Raw genomic sequence first — 26,173 nt, 5'->3', positions numbered from 1 at the left:
TGCCCAGAGGGGTGTCGAAAATGGAAACTTTTGCCAGCGGGTCTGGCTCTTTCTCAAGGAGAAAACACATGGATTTCGTGGACATCGATTTCATCCAAGAGGCACTGGACAACTTCGCGACCTTCGGTGACGCCGCAGCCGACATCCTCGGCGGCCTCGTCGAGCTCTTTGAGCCGAGCGAGGTTAAGGTAGATGGCGAAACGGTCGACGGCCCGAGCATCGTTGAGTCCCTGTCCTCCGCCCTGGATTCTGATGCAGGCGACGACGCCACGCCCACCGAGGGTGACACCGAGGACGGCTCCTCGCTCTCCTCCCTCTCCTCCTCCGCTGAGTAAGCCCCTCCCAGCCATTGAGGCCAGGAACCTTTCTCTTTCTCGTCACCACTCTGATTAGGAGCCATTCATGAACATTGAACTGTCTTCCGCTCTCGCGGATGTTTTCGGCCCGCTCGCTGACATCGCCGGCGGCATCGTCGACCTGCTCGGCCTGCTCTAAGCCACACCCCTCAGCCGGAATGATCTCGGCACAGGAACCCGAACCCCGCTCATTCGAGCGGGGTTCGTTTTGTCTGCATGGGGCGGGGCTGGGTGGGCGTTGATGAACGGGGCCTGCAGAACCTTTAACAAGCTTGGAAGAGAGGCTGCCGGTAAACTCCGTGGTATGGCTGAAAACAAGGATGACGAACTGCCGATGCTTGATCTGGCGGAGACCGAGGGTTACGTGGTCGACGACTCGGACGAGGATGATCCCACGCTGCTCAAGGAGGACGGCACCCCCGTCGAAACCTGGCGTGAGAATTACCCGTACGACGAGCGCATGACCCGGTCCGACTACGAGCACATCAAGCGGGCCCTCCAGATCGAGCTGTTGAAGTGGCAGAACTGGACCAAAGAAACCGGCCAGCGCCACATCATCCTGTTTGAAGGCCGGGACGCCGCCGGCAAGGGCGGCACGATCAAACGCTTCAACGAACACCTCAACCCCCGTGGGGCGCGTACCGTCGCGCTAGAGAAGCCGACCTCGAAGGAAGCCACGCAGTGGTACTTCCAGCGCTATATCGCGAACTTCCCCTCGGCCGGCGAGATCATCTTCTTCGACCGCTCCTGGTACAACCGCTCCGGTGTGGAACGCGTCATGGGCTTTTGCACCGAATCCCAGCACGCCGAGTTCCTCCGTGAGGTGCCCATGCTCGAGAACATGCTGCTGGGCTCCGGCATCTCGCTGACTAAGCTGTGGTTCTCCGTGACGCAGAAGGAACAGCGCACCCGCTTCGCCATCCGTCAGATTGACCCGGTGCGGCAGTGGAAACTCTCGCCGATGGACCTGGCGTCCCTGGACAAGTGGGACGATTACACCCGCGCCAAGGAGGAGCAGTTCCGCTACACGGACACCGACGAATCGCCCTGGATCACGATCAAATCGAATGACAAGAAACGTGCCCGCATCAACGCAATGCGCTATGTGCTGAGCAAGTTCGAGTACACCAACAAGGACCACGACGTGGTCGGTGAACCGGACCCGTTGATCGTCAAGCGCGGCCGCGAACAGATCGGGGATTAGGGCAGTGGCAGACCTTGTGCACAGGCAGTCCCTCAACCAGGGGTTGGTGCAGTTGCTGACCTTGAACAGGCACCCCAAGCGCAATGCCTTGGACACAGCCATGTGCCTGGCCATCGAGGAAGCACTGCTCGGCGCCGTGGAGGAGGGCGCGCGGGTCGTGGTGCTCACCGGCGACGGCACCGTGTTCAGCGCCGGGGCGGATTTGACGTCGCAGGCCTTCGCGGATGAGCTCTACCCCGCCCTGGAGAACATGCTGGACACGATCCGCACGCTGCCGATCGTCGTGATCGCCGCGGTCAACGGACCGGCCATCGGGGCGGGCACGATGCTCGCCATGGCCTGCGACATCCGACTCGTCGCCGAAGACGCGTATTTCCATGTCCCCGTCGTGGACGTCGGGATCGCCCTCGATGAGATCACCATCCGCACCCTCGAGCTGCTGGTCGGCGGCGCCCGGGCTCGCCAGATGTTGCTCACCGGCGCCCGGCTGACCGCCGCCGCGGCGGTCGACTCCGGTTTCGCGGTCGCGGAGGGGGACATCAACACCGCGCTGATGTTCGCGGACATGTGCGCATCCAAGGCGCCGCTGACGGTCAAGCAGATCAAGATGGAGTTCGCCCACAGCTCCGGGCGCCCTTTCGGCAGGGAAGATCGCGCCACCGCGCAGCTGAACGCCTGGTGGTCCGAGGACCTGCAGGAAGCCCGCCGGGCGCGGGAAGAAAAGCGGCGTCCGGAGTTTCACGGGAAATAACCCGTTCGGCTCAGGCCGGGTCTGTGATCATGTCCGGGTGTTCCCGCAACCGCTGCCGGTTGGCTTTCGCCCGCCGGGCGCCCACGATCGAGACGACCAGACCGACGACGAGGAGTACGACACGAATGACGGTCAGCCACTGGCCGTCGTCGACCCCGAGGTAGGGAAGGATCTTCGGCACGTTGAGCACCAGCAGCAGCGTGCCGACGGCCCCGCCCAGCAGCGTGGAGTTCATGCGGCTGACCGCCCAGGCCGCGATCGGGGCCCCGAGCACGCCGCCGATCAGCAGCGCCAGGGTGATCGTCAGGTTCGCCACCAACTCATCCCACAGCCCGAACACGAAGCCCGTGACGGCGGCCACCGTCACCAGCACTTCAGCGGTGTTGACGGTGCCGACGACGCGACGTGGTTCCATGCGGCCGTCGGTAAGCAACGCAGAGGTGGTCACCGGCCCCCAGCCGGCCCCGCCCGTCGCGGAAATGAACCCGCCCACCAGTCCCAACCCGCCGAGCAGCCCGGCTGAGTGCGGGGTGGCGTTCATGGTGCGCTGCACCTGCCCGCGGGAGAAACGGATCAGCAGATACAGCCCGATGCCCGCCAAAATCGTCGCCGTCAGGGGAGTGGCCGCGGACAGGGAGAGATTCGCCAGGAACGTCGCGCCGACGAACGAGGCGATCGCCCCGGGTATGCCGATGGTGAAGACGATGCGCCAATTGACGTTGCCGAACCGCCAGTGACTGAAGCCGGACACCAGCGTGGTGCCCAGCTGGGCGGTGTTGACCACCGCGGAGGCCGTCGCGGGCGCGAGCATCGCCCACGTGGTCAGGATCGTCATGGAGGTGGCGCCGAATCCCATGCCCAGACCGCCGTCGACGAGTTGCGCGGCGAAACCCGCAAAAGCGATGAGCAGGAGAGAGGGGAACTGCATGGAGTCATCCTTCTAGGGGCCGCCGCGGTCAGAAGTGGGGCGGGATCGTCGGGACAGGACATAAGTGTACGGCCCCGACCACCGAAAATGCGGTGGTTGGGGCCCAAGGGTGAGCAGTGGGGGCGGTAGTTAGTCCTCCACGACCTCGACGGTCAGCTCCTTGAATTGGTCGCCGTCCTGGTAGTCGATGCGGGTCGGCGTCATCGGGTTGCGGCGCTTGCTGGAGTCCAGGGCCTTCTTCACTGCCGCGTTCCCCGCGAACTTCGGGTCAGACTTGAGGGCTCCGACCATGGCCTCCCAGGCTTCGTCCTTCGACGGGTAACCGGTTTCGCGGTACCAGAGGGGTGCTGCTGGGTCGGTCGATTCCTTCGTGCTGGTGTCCGCGATGCGGAAGCCGTAGGTGCCCGCCTGTGCCTTCGCGTCGGAGGCTTCGCCGGCGGCTGCGTCCGCGCTCTTGGCGGACTCGGTGAGCAGCACCGCCAGGCGGTGGGAAGACCCCTCGTGCCAGTAGCCGATGGAGGTCGGGGTCATGGGGTTGCGGCGGCCGGCGCCTTCGAGGGCCTTGAGGAAGGCGTTGTCCGTCGGAAAGCCGTCGTCATTGCGGAAGGCGGTCATCATCGCCTGCCACGCCTCGTCGCGGCTGGCGTAACCGTCTCCGCTGTGGTGGACGGGGGCGTCGGAGCCGTCTTTGTCGCTCTTGGTGGTGTCGAAGATTTTAAAGCCGTACGTAGTATCAGTCATGCCGCCCAGTATGGTGAAAATCCGTGGCTCGGTGGGGCCAGGGCACTAAGTCGGGGCAATTCATACGGTCACGGACAGTGTGGATTCAGACGTAAATGAAAATAAATACATGCCACAAGACCGTGGGGTTTCCCGGGTAACGGTGAGATTATCCCGGCGACCCGACGTCCACGCCGATCGCGAGTCAGCTCTGCTCGCGGACCAGATCTACAGTCGCCGGCAGAAGGCGCACGCCCTCGTGCTCAGCCAGGCCTCCGGAGGGGAGGCCCCGGCCGAGCTAAGCGCGCGGCACCGGCTCGATGGGGTTGCCCTGCCAGTCGGTGTTGGCCGGCACTTGATCGCCGCGCATGACCAATGAACCGGGACCGATGCTCGCGCCCCGGCCGATGACGGCGGCCGGCAGCGCCACGGAGTGGGCGCCCAAGGTGGCGCCCGCTTCGACGGTGACGTGGTCCAGGCTCATGACCCGGTCCTGGAACAGGTGCGTCTGCACGACGGTGCCGGGGCCGACGGTGCCGCCCTCGCCGACCGTGCACAGGTCGGTTTCGGGGAACCAGTAGGTTTCTATCCAGGCGCCCCGGCCGATCTTCACGCCCAGCATGCGCAGGGCGACGTTCAGCTCGCCGGTGCCCAGGGTGTGGTTGAAGAACCACGGCGCGGCGACGGCCTCGACGAAGGCGTCCTGCAGCTCGTTGAGCCACACGAACCAGCTCCACAGGGGGTGATCCGCGGGGCGGTGGGTGCCCACGCACACCCACTTGACCACCACGGTGATCAGCACGGCGAGCAGACCGGCGGCGATGAGCGTCAGTCCGGAGGCCAGCCACATCCACCCGAAGCCGTAGGCCACGTGGACGGTCTGCAAGACGCCCAGCACCAGTGCCAGCAACATGGCAGAGGTCATCGGCGCCAGCAGGCGCAGGGTCTCGATGGCGCCGCGAGCGATTTTCACGCTCGTCCCGGGGCGGTAGGTGCGGTCCTCGCCGCCGTCGGCGGTGACTTCGACGCGGCGCATGCGCTCCGGCGGGCTGCCCCACCAGTTGGAGCCGGACTTGGCTTTCTTCGGGGTGGAGGACAGCACCGCCACCAGGGAATTTTTCGCCAATTTGCGTCCCGGCCCGGTGATGCCGGAGTTGCCCACGAAGGAGCGGCGACCGATTTTCGTGTCGCCGGCGAGCATCCAGCCGCCGCCGAGCTCGTAGCCGCCGACCAGGGTGTCGTCAGCGAGGAAGGCGCCGTCTTTGACCTCGGCGAGCTTCGGCACCATGATCGCGGTGGACATCTCGACGCCGCGGCCGATCTTCGCGCCGAGGGAGCGGAACCACAGCGGGGTCAGCTGGCCGGCGTAGAGTGGGAAGAGGTAGGTGCGGGCGTCGTCAAGCAGCCGGACGACGGTCCACAGCCGCCAGCCTTGGGCGGAGCGCACGGGGAACACGCCCGGCCGCAGGCCGAGGGAGACCACGCGCACGCCGAGCCAGGTCATGAACATGTACGCGGCGAACGCCAGCAGCGCGCCGAGCGGGGCGAACAGCATCGCGCCGATCAGCGCGTTGCCGCCGGTCGCCTCCAGCAGCCAGACGACCAGTGCGACGCCGAGGGCGAGCGCGACCAACGGTTGCAGAGCCAGGCCGATCGACGTCGCCCCGTAAAACATGACCCAGTAGGGGCGGCGCGGCGGGTGGGCGTCCGGGAAGCGGTGCTTGGAGCGGCCGACCTTCGCCGCCGGCGAGCCCGACCAGCGGGAACCGGCCTTGACGGGGGTGCGGCCGGTGGCGGTCGAACCGGCCTCGACGTGGGCGCGTTCACCGATGACGGCGCCCGGCAGCAGGTGCGAACGGGCGCCGATGCGGGCTTCGCGTTTGATGGTGATGGCCCCGACGCGCAGGACGTCGCCGTCGACCCAATAACCCGTCAGATCCACGCCCGGCTCGACCGCGGCATGGTCCTCGATGGTCAATAGGCCGGTGACCGGCGGCAAGGTGTGCAGGTCCACTCCCTTGCCCAGGCGTACGCCGAGCAGGCGAGCGTAGCCGTTGACCCAGGTGGCGCCGGCGATGCCGCGAGAGCCGGAGGCGTCCGCCCACCGTTCCGCGGCCCAGATGCGCAGGTGGGCGCCGCCACCGCGCGGGTACTCGCCCGGGGCGATCCCGGCGGTGAGCAGCCGGGCGCCGAACGCGCCGATGGGGATGCGGCCGATGGGGGTGCCGAAGACGACGAGCACCGTCGCGACGATCCACCACGGGGTATGCACGGCCCAGCTGAGGTCCAGTGCGGCGGCGACGTTGCTGATCAGTAGCAGCCACGACACCCAGGTGGCGGCCTGCAGCGTGGCGGCGACCACTTGAAAGAGCGACTGTGCGATGCGGGCGCCGGCTCCGACGGGGCGGACGGCGCGCTCGGGGACCTGCTCGTCGGTCTCTAAGTCGACGCCGGCCTCTGCCGCGACGACCGCCACGCGCTCGGCGAGTGCGCCCAGGCGCGGATGGTCGTAGAGGTCGCGCACGGACATGGTGGGCACGCGGTCGCGGATGCGGCCGACGAGGGTGGCCGCCGCGAGGGAGGAGCCGCCCAGAGAGAAGAAGTCCGCGTCCGGGCCGTCGATGCTCACGCCGAGCACGTCGACCCAGAGTTCCGCCAGCCACGCCTCGGTGGGACTCAGTCCGGCGGCCACGCCCACGTCCGGCAACGGCCAGGGCAAGGCCTTCTTGTCCACCTTGCCGGAGGTGCGGATCGGCAGTTCTTCCATGACGTGGATGCGCGGCACCAGCGCCGCGGGCATGGTGTCGGCGAGCCGCTCGGTGGCTGCGCGGTGGTCGAACTCGACCGTCGGATCGGCCAGGGAGACGTAGCCGACGAGCACGTTCTGGTCGGCGCCGGTCTTTTGGACGGCGACGGCGGAGTTGTAGACGTTGTCCAGGGCGGCGACGTTGGCCTCGACTTCACCGAGTTCGATGCGGCGGCCGCCGATCTTGACTTGGTCATCCACCCGTCCGATGAAATAAAGACCGTCGGCCTCCAGGCGGACGTGGTCGCCCGAGCGGTAGGCGCGCTCCCAGCCGACGGACGGCATGGGGGCGTATTTCTCGGCGTCTTTCTCGGGGTCGAGGTAGCGGGCCAGGCCCACGCCGCCGATCACGAGTTCCCCGACTTCGCCCTCGGCGACGGGCTGGTCGCGTTCGTCGACGACGACCAGGTCCCAGCCGGCCAGGGCGGTGCCGATGCCGACGGGCTGCCCCGGGTACAGGCGCGCGGCGGAGGCGACGACGGTCGCCTCGGTCGGCCCGTAGGTGTTCCACATTTCACGGTCCTCGGTGGCCAAACGCTCCACGAGTTCTTGGGAGCAGGCCTCGCCGCCCACGATCAGCAGGCGGACGTGGTCGAGGGCCTCGGCGGGCCACAGGCCGGCCAGGGTCGGGACGGTGGAAACGACGGTGATGTCGCGGCGGATCAGCCAGGGCCCTAGATCCATGCCGGAGCGCACGAGCGTACGTGGCGCCGGAACCAGGCAGGCGCCGTGACCCCAAGCCAGCCACATCTCCTCGCAGGAGGCGTCGAAGGCGACGGACAGCCCGGCCAGGACACGGTCCTCGGGGCCCAGGGGACCGCCGGGGGAGTCGACGAGGAAGAGTTCTGCCTCGGCGTCGACGAACGCGGCCGCCGAGCGGTGGGAGACCGCCACGCCCTTGGGTTTGCCGGTGGAGCCGGAGGTGAAGATGATCCAGGCGTCGTCCTGCAGGTGGGGGCGTTCGACGTCGACGCGGCCGTCATGGGTGCGGTGGGTGAGCATGCGGAAGCCGTCGTCGGTGAAGACGGCGTGGATGCCGGCCTCGGAGAAGACGAGTTCGGCGCGTTCGTCCGGGTCGTCGGCGTCGACGGGGACGTAGGCGGCGCCGGCGGCGAGAGTCGCGAGGATGGCGATGTAGAGCTCTTTGTGCCCGGAAGTCATCCGGACGCCCACGCGGTCGCCGCGGCGCAAGCCGTTGGCGTGCAGCTCATCGGCCCACACGTGGACCGCGGCCATGAGTTCGGAATAGGTCAGGACGTCGTCGCCGTCGTCGATGGCGGCGGCGTCGGGGTGGCGCGCGGCGGTGGTGGCCAGGACGTCGTACAGGGTGCGCGGCGCCGGGGCGTACGGGCCGCGTAAGAATTGCGGTTCGAGCGGGTCGGTCACGGCTGTGCGGGATCCTCCCCGGCCGCTTCTTCCTCGGCGGCGAGGATGGAGGAGGCCAGCTTGCGCAGATGCTTCAGCTGCTTATTCGTGGACGCGTCCAGGGCCCGGTCTTCGGCTTCGGTGACCAGGTCAACCAGATCGCCGTGGGCTTTTTGGCCCTTCTTCGTCACGGCCACGATCTGACGGCGGCGGTCCTGGGCGTCGCGCTCGCGTTTGGCCCAGCCACGCTCCTCGAGGGCGTCGATGAGCCGCACCATGTCGGAGGCGTCGATGGCCAGGGCCTCGGACAGCGCAGACTGCGAGGAGGCGGTCGCGGAAATCAGGCAGGTCAGCACCCAGTATTCGCGCAGGGTGGTCCGGCGCTCGGCCAGGGCGTCTTCGACCTCCTCGCGGGTGCGGCGACGCAGCCGCTCAAGTTGGAAGGAGGGGGATTCCAGCAGGGTCACGGGGATGAGAGAATGTGTCGGCATGGTAGGCGATGGTATTCTTCCCACCGTTACACATTCAAATCATAGGCCCGCGCCCATTAATTGGTCAGCCCACTCACTTTTCGGTCGGCAGTTCTGAGGCCACCCACGCCAGCGTGCCGCCCTCGACGTTGACCAGGTGCTCCGCGCCGGCCGTGGACTGCAGGTATTCGCACACCTGCAGGGAGCGCCCGCCGGAACGGCAAATGACGTAGACCTCTTCGTTGGTGTCGATTTCGTGGAGGCGGCCGATGATTTCGCTCATGGGGATGTTGACGGTCCCTGCGGCGTGCACCTCCGCGTACTCATCGGTTTCACGCACGTCGATGAACTGCACGTCCGGGTTCTGCTTGTGGATCTCGGCCATTTCGGTCACGGTGATGTTTTTCATGGGGTCGAGTCTGCCAGAATGCCCCTCCGGGCCGATACCGGGCGCCTCTCGGCTGTTACCCCATAGGCGTAACCCCATAGGACGGGTTTTTGCGCGCTTTAGCCAGGAAAACCGACGCCTATGGGGTTACGCCTATGGGGTAACGGGGGCGAAGCCTGCTGCGACAGAGAAACCGAACAGGCGTCAGGCGGCGTTTCCGCCGGAGAAGGCAAAAACCGCCCGTCCGACCTGCACCCAGGTCGAACGGGCGGCGCCGTGATCACACGGGCGTCGGCACGCTTACTTGAAGCGCTCGACGGACTCCTCGTAGATCTTGACGGCCTCGGCCTTGTCGCCCCAGCCGGAGCCCTGCACGTGCTTGCCCGGCTCCAGATCCTTGTACCGGAGGAAAAAGTGCTCGATCTCGTCGCGGGTGAACTTCGAGACGTCGTCGATGTCCTGGAAGTCGTCGTAACGCGGGTCGTCGAGGACGCAGAGCAGCTTGTCGTCGCCGCCGGCCTCGTCGGTCATCTTGAACACGCCGACGATGCGCGCCTTGACGATGACGCCCGGGAACACCGGCTCCGGGGTGATCACCAGGGCGTCCATCGGGTCGCCGTCCTCGCCGAGGGTCTCGTCGATGTACCCGTAATCGGCCGGGTACGCCATCGGGGTGAACAGGTAACGGTCCAGGTAGACCTTGCCGGTCTTGTGGTCGATCTCGTACTTGTTGCGCGAGTTCTTCGGGATCTCGACGGTGACTTCAACCTTCACGGTGCATCTCCTTGGTGATCGGCTACGGAAAGGAAGGAACTCCTACATCGTAGCCGGGGCGCCGGGCGCTAGTCTGACACACATGCAGGCAAAGAACGTGACGGCGGGAATCATGACCGTTGTGCTGGGCGTGACGGTCGCCGGCGCAGCCGTCCTCGGCGTGGAAATCCACGGCCGCTATTCCGACCTCGACCACGGCGAGGCCTATTCCCTCGCCGACCCGCAGCGCTCCCTTCTGCCGGTGACGCAGCAGTCGCCGGCGCCGGTCGACGACCAGGCCCTGGCCGCCGCCCTCGACGCCGCCGCCGACGACCCCGTGCTGGGCGTCATCCACGGCCGTGTCACCGACGTCACCGCCGGCGAGACCGTGTGGGACGCCGATTCCGCCACGGCGCTGACCCCCGCGTCGGCCACCAAGGTGCTCACCGCCGCCGCCGCGATCCACACTCTGCCGGCCGATCACACCCTGACCACCGAAGCCGTCCCCGCCGCGGACGGCGACACCTTGGTGCTCAAGGCCGCCGGCGACGTCTGGCTCGATCAGGACGACGTCGACGACCTCGCCGCCCAGATCGCCGACAGCGGGCAGACCTACGCCCAGGTCGCGGTGGACGTCTCCGCGTGGGCGGGGGAAAGCTACCTGGACAGCTGGGACCCCGACAACGTCGCCTCCGGCTACATCGCCCCCATGGAGCCGGTCATGCTCAACGGCGCGCGGATCGGCGCCACCGCCGGCGACGTCCCGCGCAGCCCCACCCCGGCCCGCGACGTCGCCCAGGCGCTGGCTGATCGCCTCGGCGCCACCGTGGTCACCGGGGTCACGGCCCCGACGGAGGCGACCGTGGTGGCCAGCGTCGAGTCCCCGCCGCTGCGGGAGCGCCTCGAGCACATGGTGAAGTGGTCCGACAACGTCATGGCCGAGGCCATCGGGCGCGAAATCGCCGCCGCCCGCGGAGCGGAAGCCAGCTTCGCCGGCGCCACCGACGCCACCCTCGACGCGCTGGCGGAGCAGGGCTTCGACGTCTCCGGGGTCACGCTCGTCGACAATTCCGGCCTCTCCGACCGCAACCTCATCCCGCCCGCCCTGCTCGACGACGTGCTCGTCGACGCCGCCACCGGCGAGGAACTGCGCCCCCTGCTCGGCACCCTGCCCGTCGCCCGGGGCGTGGGCACCCTGGAAGACCGGTACGCCGACCTGCCCGGCCGCGCCTGGGTGCGCGCCAAAACCGGCACCCTGACCGGCACCAACGCACTCGCCGGGACCGTGATCGGCGACTCCGGCCGCGTCTACACCTTCGCCCTGCTGTCCAATGACGGCGGCGACGCCCTCGCCGTGCGCCGTGCGCTCGACGAGTTCGCCTCCGTCCTGCGCACCGCCTGAGATGCCCCCGACCATCGGCGAGATCACCGTCCCGCGCGTCAGCCCGCACCTGCTGGCCTGCCGCCGCGCGCTGCGCCCCTACCGTGGGCGCGACGTGCTGGTCGGCCTGTCCGGCGGGCCCGACTCGTTGGCGCTGCTGGCCGCCTGCGCCGCCGAGGGGGTCCCCGCCGAGGCGCTGATCGTCGACCACCGCTTGCAGCCGGGTTCCGGGGACGTCGCCCGCGCCGCCGCGGCCGAAGCCGCCCGGATGGGGATGGCCGCGCAGATCCGCCCCGTCGAGGTGCCGCGCGGGGAGAACATGGAGGCCGCCGCGCGCCGGGTCCGGTACGCCGCGCTCGGCGAGGCCGCCGTCGGGCGTCCCGTCCTGGTGGGCCACACCGGCGACGACCAGGCGGAGACCCTGCTGTTGACCGCGCTGCGCGGCAACCCCGCCGGCATGCGTGCGGTCTCGGGTCAGGTGCACCGGCCGTTGCTGGGGGTGCGCCGGGCGGACACCGTCGGCGCGTGCCGCGAGCTCGGGTTGCGGCCCTGGTCCGACCCGCACAACGACGACCCCGCTTTTCGACGCGTCGCCGTGCGCACCCGGGTCATGGATCTGCTCGCGGAGATCACCGGCGCGGACCCGGTCGTCCCGCTGGCCGCCGGGGCGGACAAGCTCGCCGAGGACGACGCGCTGTTGGATGAGCTGGCCGGCGCACCCACCGACGACTGCGCGGAACTCGCCGCCCAGCCGACGGCCCTGCGGCGGCGGCGCATCACCGCGTGGCTGCACGCCCGCGGCGGCGCCGTCAACGCCGCCACGGTCGCCGCGGTGGAGGCGTTGTGCGTCGACTGGCGCGGCCAAGGCGGGGTCGCCGTCGGCGGCGTGGGCGGGGCACGGTTGGAAGTGCGCCGGGTAGGTGGCAAACTGACACTTATTCCGAAGGCCTCGGACTAGGCGACTTTTAGGAGATAACCTCATGCACGACACCAAGGATTTCAACGTTCCCCCGCACCGCTACGGCGACGACGTCGAGTCAGTGCTCATCAGCGAAGAGCAGCTGACCCAGCGGGTGCAGGAGATGGCGGACAAGGTTTCCGACCACTACCGCGCCGAGTCCGGCCCGGACAACGAACTGATCCTGGTGTGCGTGCTCAAGGGCGCGGTATTTTTCCTCACCGACTTCGCCCGCGCCCTGTCCATCCCCTCCGAGCTGGAGTTCATGGCGGTGTCCTCCTACGGAAACTCCACCAACTCCTCCGGCGTCGTGCGCATCCTCAAGGACCTGGACCGCGACATCGAAGGCCGCAACGTGGTCATCGTCGAAGACATCATCGACTCCGGCCTGACCTTGAGTTGGCTGGTGCGCAACCTGCAGGGCCGTAACCCGAAGTCCCTCAAGGTGGTCACCCTGCTGCGCAAGCCCGAGGTGCAGACCGTCGCCGTCGAGCTTTCCGACGTCGGCTTCGAGATCCCCAACGAATTCGTCATCGGATACGGCTTGGACTACGCGGAGCGTTACCGTGACCTGCCGTATGTGGGGACCCTGCAGCCGCGCGTGTACAGCGACAACTAGACTTCGGGCAGTCACCAACTTTCGGAGGGTGTGCACCGCCCTCTGAGATCAGGGCGGGGGAACGAAAACACGCCGCGCGGCGTTATGAAGAGGCACCTGCTTTACCCCGTCCCTCCCCGACTAACTAGACGAAAGGTGTTCGGCTCCGGCGTCACGACCAGGCAGCTGTACCTATGAAGAACAAGAGAATCCTCCAGATCGGCCTAGGCGCGGCCGTCTTCCTCGTCGTGCTCTTCATCTTCACGACGCTGACGGACGACACCCGCAGCTACCTGCGCGTCGACACGTCAGTCGCCATGGAGCAACTGAACGGCGGCAACGTCGAAGAAGCGCAGATCGACGACCGCGAACAACGCGTCCGCCTCACCCTGCGCGAGCCGATCACCGTCGATGAGACCGAAGACGTCGAGGAGGTCATGGCCCAGTACCCGGCCCGGGCCACCGACCAGGTCTTCAGCTCCGTCCGCGACTCCGGCGCCGAGAGCTACACCACCGAGGTCACCCAGGACAGCTTCCTGATGAGCATGCTCGGCTTCCTGCTGCCGATGCTCATCCTCTTCGGGCTCCTCTTCTTCTTCCTCACCCGGATGCAGTCGGGCGGCATGTTCGGCATGGGCGGCAACAAGGCCAAGGAGCTCACCGAAGACAACCCCACCAACACTTTCGAAGACGTCGCCGGCGCGGAAGAGGCCGTCGACGAGCTGCAGGAGGTCGTGGACTTCCTGCGCCACCCCGAACCCTACGAACAGCTCGGCGCCAAGATCCCCAAGGGCGTGCTGCTCTCCGGGCCGCCCGGCACCGGCAAGACCCTGCTGGCGCGCGCCGTCGCCGGGGAGGCGGGCGTGCCCTTCTACTCGATCTCCGGCTCCGACTTCGTCGAGATGTTCGTCGGCGTCGGCGCTTCCCGCGTGCGCGACCTGTTCAAGAAGGCCCGCGAAAACTCACCCTGCATCATCTTCATCGACGAGATCGACGCCGTCGGCCGCCAGCGCGGCTCCGGCACGGGCGGCGGCCACGACGAGCGCGAGCAGACCCTGAACCAGCTGCTCGTCGAGATGGACGGCTTCGGCGACCGCGAAGGCGTCATCCTCATCGCCGCCACCAACCGTCCCGACATCCTCGACCCGGCGCTGCTGCGCCCGGGCCGCTTCGACCGCCAGATCCCGGTCAGCGCCCCGGACGTCGCCGGCCGTGAGCAGATCCTCAACGTCCACGCCAAGGGCAAGCCCCTGGCCCCGGACGTCGACCTGCACGCCCTGGCCCAGCGCACCGCCGGCATGTCCGGCGCGGACCTGGCCAACGTGCTCAACGAAGCCGCCCTGCTGACCGCCCGTATCGGCGGCAACGTCATCACCCCCGACGCGCTGGAGGAGGCCACCGACCGCGTGATCGGCGGGCCGCGCCGCAGCAGCATGATCATCTCCGAGCAGGAAAAGAAGGTCACCGCCTACCACGAGGGCGGCCACACCCTGGCCGCCTGGGCGCTGCAGGACATCGAGCGGGTGTACAAGGTCACCATCCTCGCCCGCGGCCGCACCGGCGGGCACTCCATGATCGCCGGCAACGACGACAAGAGCATGTACAACCGCGACGAGCTGTTCGCCCGCCTCGTCTTCGCCATGGGCGGCCGCGCCGCCGAGGAAGTCGTCTTCGGCGAACCCACCACCGGCGCCAGCGCCGACATCGAGCAGGCGACCAAGATCGCGCGCGCCATGGTCACCGAATACGGGATGTCCCCGCAGCTGGGCACCGTCAAATACGGCGAAGAAAACGGCGACCCGTTCTCCCGCATGAGCGGAGGCGGCACACTGGACTACTCGCCGGAGGTCGCCGCCGAGATCGACACCCAGGTCGCCTACCTCATCGACCTGTCCCACCGCCGCGCCTACGACATCCTGGCCGAGCACCGCGACTACCTGGACACCCTCGCGGAGAAACTCCTGGAGAAGGAGACGTTGCGCCGCCCCGACCTGGAAGCGCTCTTCGACGGCATCGAACCGCAGCCCATCGGCGACCTCTACCCGGACGACCCGTCCAGCTACCCGCGCCAGGAAGGCCGCGAACCGGTTAAGACCCCGGTGGAACTCGCCCGCGAGCGCGGCGAGGAACCCCCGAAGCGCATGAGCCTGCTGGAGGCCTCCAAGAAGGCCCGCGCCGCCCGCCAGGCGGAACTGGAAGCCAAGGGCGCCGGCGCAGCCCGGCCGCTTGGCGCAGACGCCCCCGCCCCGGCCCAGGGGCCCGGCCCCGGCTCGAGCGCCGCCCCGGCCCCCGGCCACTACGGGGACACCCCGCCGCCCGCCGACTGGCACGTGCCGGGCTGGCCGCCGCAGAACACGCCGCAGCAGCAGCCCCCGGCGCACCAGGCCGAGGGCGGGTCCACCGCCTCCCGCGAACACCCCGGCATGCGCAACTATGCGCCGGGCCAGTCGCCGCAGGACAGCGAGTCCGAGCCGGACGAGAAGAAAAACGGGCAGCGCGACGAGCCGATGATCGGGTTCCGTCTGCCCGAGCACGAACGTCCCGAGCACCCGGAGACCCCGACTCCGAGCGACGACGAGACCACGCAGATTCCGCGCGTGATCGACCCGCTGGACGCCGCGGACGACCCCGACCTGAAGCTGCCGGACGCCTCCCCGCGCCCGCCGCAGGACCCTGATTCGCCCACCACCAAGGAGTGACCGAGCACATGTCCGACACCGAGCGTTCCCTGCCCGAGGGATTCGACCAGAAACGCGCCGAGGCGGCCGTCCGTGAGCTGCTCATCGCCGTGGGCGAAGACCCCGACCGGGAGGGCCTGCTGGAGACCCCGGCGCGGGTGGCCCGCGCCTACGCGGAGACTTTCGCCGGGTTGCACGAGGAGCCCACCGCGGTGTTGAACAAGACCTTCGACGAAGGCCATCAGGAGCTCGTGCTGGTGCGCGACATTCCGATCTACTCCACGTGCGAGCATCACCTGGTGCCGTTCTACGGCACGGCGCACATCGGCTACATCCCGAACCAGGACGGCAAGGTCACGGGCCTGTCGAAGCTGGCCCGCGTGGCGGACCTCTACGCCCGCCGCCCGCAGGTCCAAGAGCGTCTGACGGCGCAGATCGCGGACGCGCTGGTGGAGAAGCTGGACGCGCAGTCGGTCATCGTGGTCATCGAATGCGAGCACCTGTGCATGGCCATGCGCGGCATCCGCAAGCCCGGCGCGATGACGACGACGTCGGCGGTGCGCGGCGGGTTCAAGAATTCGGCGGCCTCGCGCGCCGAGGTCCTCAGCCTGATTAGGAGTTAGCGGCATGCGGGTTCGTGATCTGACCGTGCAGGGGCGGTGCCTGGTGATGGGCATCGTGAACGTCACCGAGGATTCTTTTTCCGACGGCGGCAAGTGGATTGAGGTGGACAACGCGATCGCGCACGCCCGTGAGCTGGTCGCCCACGGCGCCGACATGATCGACGTGGGCGGCGAGTCCACGCGTCCGGGGGCGACCCGGGTCGACCCTGAGTTGGAGGCGCGTCGGGTGGCGCCGGTGATTGCGGCGCTGTCGCAGGAGGGCATTCCGACGTCGGTGGACACGATGCGGGCGGCGACGGCCCGGGCCGCGGCGGAGGCGGGGACGTCGATGATCAACGACGTCTCCGGTGGGCTGGCGGATCCGGAGATGTACCGCGTCATGGCGGAGACGGATCTGCCGGTGTGTCTGATGCATTGGCGCACGGTGGCCGGCGCCGCCTTCGCGGAGGCCTCCGGCGCGGCGGATCACGGCGACGGCGTCGTGGCCGACGTGCACCGGGTGCTGGATGAGCTGGTGGACAAGGCGCTGGCCGCCGGGGTGGACAAGGACAACATCGTGTTGGATCCGGGGCTGGGCTTCGCCAAGACCCGGGAGGACAACTGGTCGTTGCTGCAGGCGTTGCCGGAGTTCATCGCCGGCGAGTTCCCTATCCTGGTGGGTGCGTCGCGCAAGCGTTTTTTGGCGGAGGTGCGCTCGGCGCGCGGCCTTAAGCCGTCGCCGGTGGACGCGGATCCGGCGACCGCCGCCGTCACCGCCATTTCGGCGCATCAGGGCGCCTGGGGCGTGCGGGTGCACGACGTGCCGTCGTCGCGGGACGCGGTCGACGTGGCCGCCGCCTGGAACACCGGAGGAAAGGATTGTCATGGCTGACCGAATCGAACTTAAAGGGCTGGTCTGTTACGGCTACCACGGGGTGCTGGAGCACGAGAAGCTGCATGGACAGACGTTCACGGTGGACGTGACCTGCTGGCTGGACACGGCCGAGGCCGCGCGGGACGACGATCTGACCAAGACCGTCAACTACGCGGAGCTGGCGGAGTTGGCCCACGAGATCGTCACCGGCCCGCCACGCGAGCTCATCGAGACCGTCGCCGGGGAGATCGCGGACTCCGCCCTGGAGCACTACGACCCGCTGCACGCGGTCGAGGTGACCATCCACAAGCCGCACGCCCCGATTCCGCTGCCGTTTGCGGACGTGGCCGTCGTGGCGCGGCGTTCGCGCAAGAATCGCCCGCGGTTCAGGAACGCCTGATGCGCGCGGTGTTGTCGGTCGGGTCGAACATGGACGACCGGTGGGCGCTGCTGCGCACCGTCGCGGAGGATTTCGCGGCGGAGATCGTCGCCGAGTCGCCGGTGTACGCCACCCCGCCGTGGGGGGTGACGGACCAGGACGAGTTCCTCAACGCCGTGCTCGTCGTCGAGGTCGCGGGCACCCCGCTGGAGCTGCTGCGCCGCGGCCAGCGGCTGGAGGACGCCGCGGAACGGGTGCGGGTGCGCCGCTGGGGGCCGCGCACCCTCGACGTCGACGTCGTCCAGGTGCTGGACGACGGCGCCGAGATTCTCAGCGACGACCCGGAGCTCACCCTGCCGCACCCGCACGCCCACGAGCGTGGCTTTGTGCTGGTGCCGTGGTTGGCCGCCGATCCGGCGGCGACGCTGCGTGGGCGGCGGGTGGCCGCGCTCGTCGAGAAGCTGGCTGCGGCCGAGGTCGCGGAGATCCGCCCCGTCGGCACCCTGACCGGCGGGCCGGACGTCGGGGTGAGTGGGCGGTGACCCGCACCCCGGTCGTCGGGCTCGTCGTCGTCGGGGTCGTGCTGGCCGCGGCCACTGGCATCGTGACCTGGGGGTTCTACGGAAATTTCGTGCCGATCCACTGGGGCGTGTCCATCACGTTGTGGATGATGGCGATCATCTGCTTCGCCGCCGCCCGCAAGGTGAAGTCCTCCATGGACGGCGGCGCCATCGGGCTGGACCGCAGCCAGCTGGACCCCATGACCGTGGCGCTGTTTCTGGTGTTGGCGAAAGCGTCGGCCTGGACCGGCGCGGTCGTGGCCGGGGCCTACCTGGGGATCGCGACCTACGTGGTGCCGAACGCCTTTGACCTCGTCGCCGCGGCGCAGGACCTGCCCGGAGTGCTGACCTCGTTGCTCGGCGGGATCGTGTTGGCCGCGGCGGCGCTGTATCTCGAACGACATTGCGAGACACCGCCGCCCACGGACGGCGAGCGGGTTGGTTAAGGTAGACCCATGACTTCAGGGACGGGCGACCAGCGCACTGAACCCACCGCCGAGCGCACCGACGGCGGCTGGAGCCTCGCGCAGCAGGACAGGGGCCAGCTGTGGCTCGCTGTGCTGGTGGTGTTGGCGATCGTCGCCAGCGTCATCATGCTGCTCACCGACAGTGCCACGGCGCTGAAGTTCGCGCTGATCGCCGCACTGTGGGCGGCGGTCATCGGGTTCATCCTCGTCGGCCGTTACCGTAACCAGGCCCGCTCGGCGAAGGACGAACTCGCCTTGCGGGAGCAGACCCTGCAGGCCGAGCTGGAGAAAGCCAAGTACGAGGCGGAGGCCGCCGCGGCGAAGGCCGCCGCCGCGCCGTCCCCGGCGGACCTGGAGGTCCTCGAGGAGATCAAGCGCGAGCTCGCCGTCGTGCGCTCTCAGCTGGAGGAGCTCAGCGGCCGTGAGTTCGGCTTCGAACCGGCCGCCCTGCGCGCCGAGGCCCGCCGCATCATCGAGCTCGAGGCCCGCGCGTACGCGAGCACCCAGGAGCGTATCGACGCGCTGAGCAGGGCGTCGGAAGAAAAGCCGGATGAGCCGGTGGAAGCGGAGGTCGACGAGCTGCCCGAGTTCGATGACACGCCGCTGGCGCCCAGCCTCGACGCGATCGCCGGCCGGCTGGGCAGCCAGCCGAGCCCGCGCACCGCGGATTTGAACCCGCTGTCCGCGATCATCACGGAAAACGCCCGCCGCAAGGAAGAGGAGGCGGCGCAGGCGAAGAAGGCCACCGAGTCCGGTGAGAAGCCGGAGGGGAAGCCGGCGGAGAAGAAGCAGGCTGCGGACGCTCCAGCCCCGGCCGCGCCGCAGGCCCCGGCCGCGCCGGAAGCGAAGACTCCGAAGAAGAGCCCGGTTCCTTTCCCGTACGCGGACGATAAGGACGCTCCGGCGGTGAAAAAGGACAAGGAACAGCTCAAAGGCAAGAGCACGAAGGCCGACCAGTCTGACCAGTCAGAGCAGGCGTCCCCGGCGGAGGCGCCGAAGGCTCCGGCACAGAAACAGGCCCCGGCACAGACCCCGGCCCCCGCTCCGAAGCAGAAGCCCGAGCAGAAAGCGGAGGCCGCCACGGCCGAAGCGGCGGAGCAGGACGAGGATTATTCGGGTGGCCGGCGCCGCCGCGAGAACAACCAGGGCATCTCCGTCGCTGAGCTGCTGGCCCGGGCCAAGCAGCGGGATGACGAGGACGAGGGGCAATGAGGGCTCCCCGCCTGACGGTGGGCGCATTCATCGACGAGACGGACGACACGAAGTTTGCCGAGAGTCTCCGCGGGGTCGGCCATGACGTCACGACGCTGCACGATCCGGAAGAGGCCGCCGACTACGAACTCATCGTGCTGTCCGTGCGGGAGACCGACCTGCCGGACCTGGTGCGCCAGTTGTCGACGCAGGCGCGCCGCGGCCAAATTTACCTGCACACCTGCCTCGGCTACGGCGTCCAGGTGCTCGACGACGTGGAAACCCACGGCGCCGTCGTGGCCGCCGCCCACCCGCTGACGCCGGAGCTGTGGGTGACCGCCGCCACCGACGAACTCGGCGAGACCATCGTCGAATTGCTCGTGGGGGAACTCGGCGGCGCCAGTCGGGCCGTGCCCGACACCCAGCGCGCCCGCCTGGCGGCCGCGCGCACCCACCTGAGCTTCGTGGAGACCGTCCGCCGGGATGCGACGACGATGTTGGCGGAGGCCCTCGGCAACGTCGAGACCGCCCGCGAGATCGTCGACGCGGGGGGACGTCGGCACGGTCTGTTGGCCGACGTCGACGGGCCCGGCGGCGTCGACGCCCAACACGCCGGCATCGAGGACCCTGGGCTGGCCCGGGTGTTCCGGGAATTGGTGCGGCGCACCGCCCAGCAGAAAAGCGCCCACGACGCTGAATTGTGGGCAATACAGAAGGAGACATGATGGTATTCACCCCAGGACAGGCACACGTCCTCGATTCCGTGGACGGCGCCGGGCAGTTCGGCCGCGCCATGAACAAGACCGGTCGCCCCGTCGCCCTGGTGCCGCTCAACGAGGGGCTGCACGCCGGTCACATCGCGTTGATCCGCGCGGCCAAGCGGCTGCGCAACACCCTCGTCGTGGTGGCCTGGACCGGTGAGACGATCCCGGAGGACTTCGCCGAGGAGCAGGTCGACGCCGTCTGGCATTACCGCGGCGACCAGCTGTGGCCGGGCGGCATGCGCACCACGATCACCCCGCTCGAGGTGGGGATGGAGCCCGCGGCCGTGATCGGCCGTGAACTGACCCGCCTGGTCAGCCTGATCAACGTGCTGCACCCCTCCGACGTGGTGGTGGGGGAGAAGGACTACCAGACCGTCGTGGCGCTGCAGCAGGCCATCACGGATCTCCACCTGCCCGTGCAGCTGCACGGCGTGCCCACCGTGCGCACCTCGGAGGGGCTGGCGATCTCGTTGCGTAACGCCGGCGTCGACGAAGACGCCCGGGAGCAGGCGCTGGCGCTGTCCGCGGCGTTGACGGCCGGCGCGCACGCCGCCGAACACGGGGCGGAGCGGGTGCTGGAGACCGTGCACGGCGTGCTGGACGCCGCCGGGGTCACGCCCGAGTACGTGGAGCTGCGCGGCCTGGATCTGGGCCGGGCCCCGGAGGAGGGGGACGCGCGGTTGTTCGGCGCGGCCACCGTCGGCGGGGTGCGTCTGACGGACAACGTGGGCCTGCCGATCGGCATCGGTTTCCGCAACCTGGAGCCGGAACAGGACAGCTGACCGGCGCCGCCGCGCCGTATATGACGCACTGCCGGGGCTCCCTTGCTGCGGGGAGCCCCGACAGTGTCGTCAGGGGTTAGACGCCGATGCGGCCGCCGTCGGCGCGCCAGGCGACGACCGCCGCCGGACGCGGGACGCTGTCGCCGCCGTCGGGCCAGTGCGACGAGGGGTCTTCGACGGTGGAGTCATCGGCCTCTCCCGGGTGCTGGACGTTGACCAGGACCCGCTCGTCCATGACGATCGGGCCGCAGGTCTCGGCGTCGGTGGGCATCGTCATGAAGCACTTGAGCTCGCCGCGGTTCGGGCCGGTGGTGGTCACGGCGTACAGGCCGTCGTGGGAACCCAGGGCGTTGCCGTCGGTGGAGATCCACAGGTTGCCGTGGGTGTCGAAGGCCAGGTTGTCCGGGCACGAGATCGGGGAGACCCGCTCCTTGTCGAAGCCGCCGAAGTAGGTGTAGGCCTCGTCCGGGTCGCCGCAGACCAGCAGCAGGTTCCACGCGAAGGACTCGCCGGCGTGATCGTCCTCGATCTCCATGACCAGCCCGTTCTTGTTCTCGCGGACGGGGGCGTACTCGGTGGCGTCCTCCCAGTTCGCGCGGTCGCGTTCCTCGGCGGCGCCGCGGTACTTGTTGTTGGTCAGCGCGAGGTAGACCTTGCCGTCGACCGGATTGGCCTCGAAGTCCTCCGGGCGGTCCATCTTGGTGGCGCCGACCTCGTCGGCGGCCAGGCGGGTGTAGACGCAGACCTCCTCCGGGGAGAAGCCGTCGACGTGGGACTCGGCGGTGCCGTCCTCCTGGACGGTGACCAGCGGGTGCCACGTGCCGGTGCCGTCGAAGGCGCCGTCCTCGGGCAGCTGGCCGGAGCCGTCGATCTCCGAGGCGGGGGAGTTGCCCTTCAGGGAGGCGACGTAGAGGGTGCCGGAGTCGAGGATGCTCATGTTGTGGGCCTTGTCGCCCTCGACGATCTGCTTGTTGGAGACGAACTTGTAGATGTACTCGAAGCGCTCGTCGTCGCCGGAGTAGCAGACCACGGTGCCGTCGTCGGCGACGTAGATGCTGCCGGCCTCGTGCTTGAAACGGCCCAAGGCGGTGTGCTTGACCGGGGTGGAGACGGGGTCGAAGGGGTCGATCTCGACGATGTAGCCGAAGCGCAGGAATTCGTTGGGCTCCTTGGACATGTCGAAGCGGTCGTGCAGTCGCTCCCACTGACGGCCCGACGCGCCCTCCGGGGCGCCGATGCGCTCGGCGTCCTCCTTGGCGCGGCCGGTCAGGTCGGCGGAGTTGGCGAAGTACTGGTTGATGTTCTCCTCGCCGGAGAGGTAGGTGCCCCACGGGGTCAGGCCGCCGGCGCAGTTGTTGAGGGTGCCCAGCACGGTCGTGCCCTCCGGGTCCGCGGAGGTCTTCAGCATGTCGGAGCCGGCGGCCGGCCCGGTGAAGCGGAAGGGGGTGGTGGCGGTGATGCGGCGGTTGAGCGGACCGAATTCGCGCTTGAGCTCGCCGGTGTCCCCGGCCTTGGAGACTTCGAGGATGGTGTGGCCGTGGGCGGCCAGGCCGATGTTGATCTGCTCGTCCGTCGGGTTGTCTTCGTCATAGCCCGGGTGCATCTGCGGCTCGGTGGTGTATTCGTGCGAGGCGACGAAGACCATGCGCTCCGGGTCCTCGGGGTGCTCGAAGAGGCCGCCGAAGTCGTTGTTGAAGCCGAACTGGCGCTCCTGGGCCTCGACGCTCTGGTTGTCGACGTCGAACTCGGGGGCGTCCTCGAAGATCGGGTCGCCCCAGGCGATGAGGATGGAGTGATCGTAGCCCTCGGGCAGGGTGATCTGGTCGTCGGTGTTCATCTCGACGGGATCGAACCGCATGCCCTCGACGGAGGTCAACTCGACGTCCGCCTCGGTGGTGGAGCCGGCACCGGAGGAGGACCCCGAGGAGGAGGCGGCGGCGGTTTCTTCGGAGGGGGAGCAGGCGGCCAGGGCGGCGGCGCCGCCGACGGAGACGACGGTCAGGCTGCCGGCCTTCAGTGCGGAACGGCGCGACATCAGGTCGCCGAAATAGGTGTTGTCGGACTGGTTTCCGCACTCGCCGAAGCAGGCGTTGCCGCATTTGTAGGTGCAGGTCATGCTGGATCGGCTGGACATGAATTTATTGGCGAAAAGGTTGAGGCCCTTGAGCGACACGAAAGCTCCCACTGTGTAAAAGCGATTAATGACACGGGAAAATGTAGGCGGGCCAGGTGTCGGGCAGGGGCGTTCTGGGTTAAATGTCGTTGAATTCGGAAAGTCGTTTCAGCGAACTGGCTGGACAAGGTGTGGCGAAGGGGGTGGCGGCCCCGTCGGCTGCTGGTTACACTGAGTGATAGATGTATCTATTTCTCTGAGTGTGATTGTCGATAGGTTGAGCTCCTCCATTGGGTCACCCCTTTAATTAGGTAAAGGCCGTTTAAAAGCGAAATTTTGTGGGCGGGGAAGATTAAACACCGCTATTGTCGTCCTTAATCGCTTCCGTCTCTGCAGGGCGGGGGCGACGCCGCCAAGAACGCAGCCGTGTCGGCGGCCGCAGGCGCCGCACCGGCGCCTGCGGTGAGGAAGACAGCCCCGCACACGGCTCACGAGCTCGAGGAGAACCATGTACGTCAGCACCCCACCCCAGGTCAAGGAACAGCGACTTTCGGAAGAGCACGCGGCTTTGGTCAAAGCGACCCTGCCAGCGGTCGGCGAAAACATCGAAACCATCGCCCGGAACTTTTACGAAAGGATGTTCACGGCGCACCCGGAGCTGCTGCGCGACACGTTCAACCGCGGCAACCAGAAGTCTGGCGCCCAGCAGAAGGCGTTGGCGGCGTCGGTGGCGACTTTCGCCACCATGCTGGTCGACCCGGAAGCCCCGGATCCGGTCCACATGCTCAACCGCGTCGCCCACAAGCACGTCTCCCTGGGCATCGTCGAAGATCAGTACCCCATCGTCCATGAGAACCTCATGGCCGCGATCGGTGAAGTCCTTGGCGACGCCGTCACCGAGGACGTGGCCGACGCCTGGTCCACCGTCTACTGGCTGATGGCCGACGTCCTGCTCAATCAGGAGGAGGAGCTCTACGCCTCCGACGACGTGAAGCCGGGGGACGTCTTCCGCGAAGTCGAGGTCACCGACAAGCAGTCGCTGACCGAAAACGTCACCACCTACACCCTCCGGGGCGATCTGGTGAAGCCCCGCCCGGGCCAGTACACCTCCATCGGCGTGGTCCTGCCGGACGGCGCCCGCCAGCTGCGCCAGTATTCGATCGTGGCCGGTGACGAAAACTTCTACCGCATCGCGGTGGAAACCGACGGCGAGGTGTCCAACCACCTCAAGCAGAAGGTTGACACCGGAGACACCATTCAGGCCACGCTCGCCGCCGGCGACCTGGTCCTGGAGGACGGCGACAACCCGGTCGTGCTGATCTCCTCCGGCATCGGCTCCACCCCGATCATCGGCATGCTCTCCTACCTGACGCGCACCCAGTCGGACCGTAAGATCACCTGCCTGGTCGCCGACGAGAGCGAGGCCACCCTGGCGCAGAAGGCGGAGGGAGACTCCTTCGTCGAGCAGCTGAAGAACGCCTCGGTGTTCTTCTCCTACCGCGACCACGGTGAGATGCTCAAGCCCAGCGAGCACGACGTGGCCGGCGCCGACGTCTACATCTGCGGCGGCAGCGCCTTCCTGCAGTCCGTCCGTGACGACCTGGAGACCCTGCCCGCCGATCAGGCCCCGGCCGTGATCCGGTACGAGCTGTTCAGCCCCAACGACTGGCTGGTCAACTAGCGCCTGCTCGTCGACGTTCACCGCGTGGCGTCGTCTCCCCTCCCAGAGGGCGCCGGCGCCGCGTCGGTCAGGCGAAGAAGTGCACCACCGCGCCGATCACGAACGCTGAGGCTGCCACAGAGGCGCAGGCGAATTCGATCAGCATGCCCAACCCCATGGACTTCAACGCCTCCCAAGAGGTCCTCCCCGCCGCGGTGAGGTCGCGGCGCCGGGCCAGCTCGGCGAGCAACAGGCCGAGCGCGAAGCCGAGGAACAGCCCCACCACCGGGACCACGAACATCCCGACCACCCCGGCCACGACCCCGACCGCCACCGGGCCGTTGGGGATGCGTTCGCGGCGCATCTTGCGCCCCGTCAACATCAGCGACGCGCTCATCCCGATCACCGCCAGAACCACGCCGATCAGGCCGGCCGTCCACGACGCCGTGGAACCCAGCAGCCAGGCCCAGACGAGGAGCGTGCCGATCGTCAACAACGACCCCGGCAGAATCGGGAAAACTGTGCCCAGCACGCCGACCGCCAGCAACAACGCGGCGACGACGGTGGCGATGGCCTCGAAGACAGTCGTATCCATGCCGCCAGTATCCCACCGCCCGGGCGCGTAGATTGGGCACATGACGACGTGGTGGGAAGAGCACAACGCGATGGCGCGCGAACACGGGGTCGACGTCCCGCTTCTCGACGACGCCGTGACGTTGCTTGACGACGTCGAGGCCGCCTTCGCCAGCACCGGCGCCGCCACACCCGGATGGCCCGCGCCGGACGTCGACCACTCGGACAGCCGTATCTACGAGCGGGTCACCGAACCGGAACGCTTCGCGATCGTCGCCGCCCGGGCCGAGGCCTGGGTAAGCGTGCTGACGGCGCGTGGCTGGGCCACATCCTGGACCCGCGGAATCCAGCGAGTGCTCGTGCCCGCGCGCCGGGAGGCGGCGCCCATGGTGCTCCAAGTCAGTCACAACCACGGGGCGACGTTTGTGACAGTCGGCGTCGGCGATCCGCCTTTCATGCTGCAGGAACACCCCGACTGCGCCTGCGACGGCTGCGACATGGGTTCCGAAACGTTGCTCCAAGGCATCGACGAAGACATCTTTTCCATCGTCGACGGCTCCCTCGAAGTGGTGGAAGGGGCGGGGCAGCGCACGCTGCGGACCTCCTTCAGCGGTGCGCGCAGCACCACGTCGAAGCGGCGGCCGGTGCGCGGCGTGTTCGGCGGGCCGTGGGACCAAGACTGGTCGCCACGTCGGCTGATCAAGATGTCGTTCTAAGGCAGTGACCGGCAACCGGGTTCAGGAAATACGGTCGGCACGAGAAGTTCTCCTGAAACTGATCTGCTGTTGCCGGACACGTAAGCAATCGTTCATTCCGGGGACACTTTCACGGTTTAGCGTGATCCTGGATCGC

At 68.2% G+C, this 26,173-nt stretch carries 25 protein-coding genes; 17 read left to right on the top strand and 8 right to left on the bottom strand.

What is annotated here, in order from left to right; genetic code table 11:
• Window positions 1-68: 68 nt before the first annotated feature.
• The 3 genes from B841_RS11525 to B841_RS11515 all read left to right on the top strand — a co-directional run bounded on the left by B841_RS11525 (window position 69) and on the right by B841_RS11515 (window position 2,311).
• A complete protein-coding gene (locus B841_RS11525) occupies window positions 69-335 on the top strand; it encodes a hypothetical protein (RefSeq protein WP_020935669.1) in 267 nt (88 codons plus the stop codon).
• A gap of 325 nt (window positions 336-660) precedes the next feature.
• Window positions 661-1,560 (top strand): polyphosphate kinase 2, encoded by a 900-nt coding sequence (gene ppk2, locus B841_RS11520; RefSeq protein ID WP_020935668.1) that lies wholly within the window; start codon window positions 661-663, stop codon window positions 1,558-1,560.
• 4 nt (window positions 1,561-1,564) lie between these two features.
• Window positions 1,565-2,311 (top strand): enoyl-CoA hydratase, encoded by a 747-nt coding sequence (locus B841_RS11515; RefSeq protein WP_020935667.1) that lies wholly within the window; start codon window positions 1,565-1,567, stop codon window positions 2,309-2,311.
• A 10-nt stretch (window positions 2,312-2,321) separates the two neighbouring features.
• Here the strand turns inward: B841_RS11515 and B841_RS11510 are convergent, their stop codons facing one another.
• The 6 genes from B841_RS11510 to B841_RS11485 form a co-directional block, all read right to left on the bottom strand.
• Window positions 2,322-3,239, bottom strand: a complete 918-nt coding sequence (locus B841_RS11510; protein WP_020935666.1) for a sulfite exporter TauE/SafE family protein — start codon at window positions 3,237-3,239, stop codon at window positions 2,322-2,324.
• Between the two features lie 129 nt (window positions 3,240-3,368).
• Window positions 3,369-3,980 (bottom strand): hypothetical protein, encoded by a 612-nt coding sequence (locus tag B841_RS11505; protein ID WP_020935665.1) that lies wholly within the window; start codon window positions 3,978-3,980, stop codon window positions 3,369-3,371.
• A gap of 277 nt (window positions 3,981-4,257) precedes the next feature.
• Window positions 4,258-8,151 carry a Pls/PosA family non-ribosomal peptide synthetase gene (locus B841_RS11500; protein ID WP_020935664.1) on the bottom strand — a complete coding sequence of 1,298 codons (3,894 nt, stop codon included), beginning with the start codon at window positions 8,149-8,151 and terminating at the stop codon, window positions 4,258-4,260.
• Window positions 8,148-8,621, bottom strand: coding sequence for a MarR family winged helix-turn-helix transcriptional regulator (locus tag B841_RS11495; RefSeq protein WP_020935663.1), 474 nt, complete (start codon window positions 8,619-8,621; stop codon window positions 8,148-8,150). The genes B841_RS11500 and B841_RS11495 overlap by 4 nt, the downstream gene beginning before the upstream one ends.
• A 73-nt stretch (window positions 8,622-8,694) precedes the next feature.
• Complete coding sequence (locus B841_RS11490; protein WP_020935662.1) at window positions 8,695-9,009, bottom strand: rhodanese-like domain-containing protein; 315 nt, start codon at window positions 9,007-9,009, stop codon at window positions 8,695-8,697.
• A gap of 279 nt (window positions 9,010-9,288) precedes the next feature.
• Window positions 9,289-9,762 carry an inorganic diphosphatase gene (locus tag B841_RS11485; protein ID WP_020935661.1) on the bottom strand — a complete coding sequence of 158 codons (474 nt, stop codon included), beginning with the start codon at window positions 9,760-9,762 and terminating at the stop codon, window positions 9,289-9,291.
• An 82-nt stretch (window positions 9,763-9,844) separates the two neighbouring features.
• Between B841_RS11485 and dacB the strand changes: the two genes are divergently transcribed.
• The 12 genes from dacB (at window position 9,845) to B841_RS11425 (ending at window position 20,975) form a co-directional block, all read left to right on the top strand.
• Entirely contained in the window at window positions 9,845-11,143 is a 1,299-nt protein-coding gene (gene dacB, locus B841_RS11480) for a D-alanyl-D-alanine carboxypeptidase/D-alanyl-D-alanine endopeptidase (RefSeq protein WP_041631889.1), read from the top strand.
• 1 nt (window position 11,144) lies between these two features.
• Window positions 11,145-12,080 (top strand): tRNA lysidine(34) synthetase TilS, encoded by a 936-nt coding sequence (tilS, locus tag B841_RS11475; protein ID WP_020935659.1) that lies wholly within the window; start codon window positions 11,145-11,147, stop codon window positions 12,078-12,080.
• Between the two features lie 22 nt (window positions 12,081-12,102).
• Complete coding sequence (hpt, locus tag B841_RS11470) at window positions 12,103-12,699, top strand: hypoxanthine phosphoribosyltransferase (RefSeq protein WP_020935658.1); 597 nt, start codon at window positions 12,103-12,105, stop codon at window positions 12,697-12,699.
• A gap of 173 nt (window positions 12,700-12,872) precedes the next feature.
• Entirely contained in the window at window positions 12,873-15,377 is a 2,505-nt protein-coding gene (gene ftsH / locus B841_RS11465; RefSeq protein WP_020935657.1) for an ATP-dependent zinc metalloprotease FtsH, read from the top strand.
• 8 nt (window positions 15,378-15,385) lie between these two features.
• Window positions 15,386-15,979: a GTP cyclohydrolase I FolE gene (gene folE / locus B841_RS11460; protein WP_020935656.1), complete on the top strand. Its 594-nt coding sequence runs from the start codon at window positions 15,386-15,388 to the stop codon at window positions 15,977-15,979.
• Window positions 15,980-15,983: 4 nt separating this feature from the next.
• Complete coding sequence (gene folP, locus B841_RS11455) at window positions 15,984-16,850, top strand: dihydropteroate synthase (RefSeq protein ID WP_020935655.1); 867 nt, start codon at window positions 15,984-15,986, stop codon at window positions 16,848-16,850.
• On the top strand, window positions 16,843-17,232 hold the full coding sequence (gene folB / locus B841_RS11450) for a dihydroneopterin aldolase (protein WP_020935654.1): 390 nt from the start codon (window positions 16,843-16,845) through the stop codon (window positions 17,230-17,232). The genes folP and folB overlap by 8 nt, the downstream gene beginning before the upstream one ends.
• The gene (gene folK / locus B841_RS11445; RefSeq protein WP_020935653.1) at window positions 17,232-17,753 is read left to right on the top strand and encodes a 2-amino-4-hydroxy-6-hydroxymethyldihydropteridine diphosphokinase; all 522 of its coding nucleotides are present in this window, start codon (window positions 17,232-17,234) and stop codon (window positions 17,751-17,753) included. The genes folB and folK overlap by 1 nt, the downstream gene beginning before the upstream one ends.
• Window positions 17,750-18,217 (top strand): DUF3180 domain-containing protein, encoded by a 468-nt coding sequence (locus B841_RS11440; protein WP_020935652.1) that lies wholly within the window; start codon window positions 17,750-17,752, stop codon window positions 18,215-18,217. The genes folK and B841_RS11440 overlap by 4 nt, the downstream gene beginning before the upstream one ends.
• 9 nt (window positions 18,218-18,226) lie before the next feature.
• Entirely contained in the window at window positions 18,227-19,450 is a 1,224-nt protein-coding gene (locus B841_RS13465) for a DUF6779 domain-containing protein (protein ID WP_020935651.1), read from the top strand.
• Window positions 19,447-20,154: a 6PGD fold domain-containing protein gene (locus tag B841_RS11430; RefSeq protein ID WP_041631888.1), complete on the top strand. Its 708-nt coding sequence runs from the start codon at window positions 19,447-19,449 to the stop codon at window positions 20,152-20,154. Before B841_RS13465 ends, B841_RS11430 begins: the two co-directional genes overlap by 4 nt.
• A complete protein-coding gene (locus B841_RS11425; RefSeq protein WP_020935649.1) occupies window positions 20,154-20,975 on the top strand; it encodes a pantoate--beta-alanine ligase in 822 nt (273 codons plus the stop codon). Before B841_RS11430 ends, B841_RS11425 begins: the two co-directional genes overlap by 1 nt.
• 76 nt (window positions 20,976-21,051) lie before the next feature.
• Here the strand turns inward: B841_RS11425 and B841_RS11420 are convergent, their stop codons facing one another.
• A complete protein-coding gene (locus B841_RS11420; RefSeq protein WP_020935648.1) occupies window positions 21,052-23,148 on the bottom strand; it encodes a PhoX family protein in 2,097 nt (698 codons plus the stop codon).
• A 448-nt stretch (window positions 23,149-23,596) separates the two neighbouring features.
• Between B841_RS11420 and B841_RS11415 the strand changes: the two genes are divergently transcribed.
• On the top strand, window positions 23,597-24,769 hold the full coding sequence (locus tag B841_RS11415) for a globin domain-containing protein (protein ID WP_020935647.1): 1,173 nt from the start codon (window positions 23,597-23,599) through the stop codon (window positions 24,767-24,769).
• A gap of 67 nt (window positions 24,770-24,836) precedes the next feature.
• Here B841_RS11415 and B841_RS11410 read toward each other — a convergent pair whose 3' ends face one another.
• Complete coding sequence (locus B841_RS11410) at window positions 24,837-25,343, bottom strand: DUF456 domain-containing protein (protein WP_020935646.1); 507 nt, start codon at window positions 25,341-25,343, stop codon at window positions 24,837-24,839.
• 40 nt (window positions 25,344-25,383) lie between these two features.
• Between B841_RS11410 and B841_RS11405 the strand changes: the two genes are divergently transcribed.
• Window positions 25,384-26,037, top strand: coding sequence for a DUF6226 family protein (locus tag B841_RS11405; RefSeq protein WP_020935645.1), 654 nt, complete (start codon window positions 25,384-25,386; stop codon window positions 26,035-26,037).
• Window positions 26,038-26,173 lie beyond the last annotated feature (136 nt).

The sequence above is a fragment of the Corynebacterium maris DSM 45190 genome, assembly GCF_000442645.1.
GTDB classification, from domain to species: domain Bacteria; phylum Actinomycetota; class Actinomycetes; order Mycobacteriales; family Mycobacteriaceae; genus Corynebacterium; species Corynebacterium maris.
This window is presented reverse-complemented; position numbering and strand designations above follow the sequence as displayed.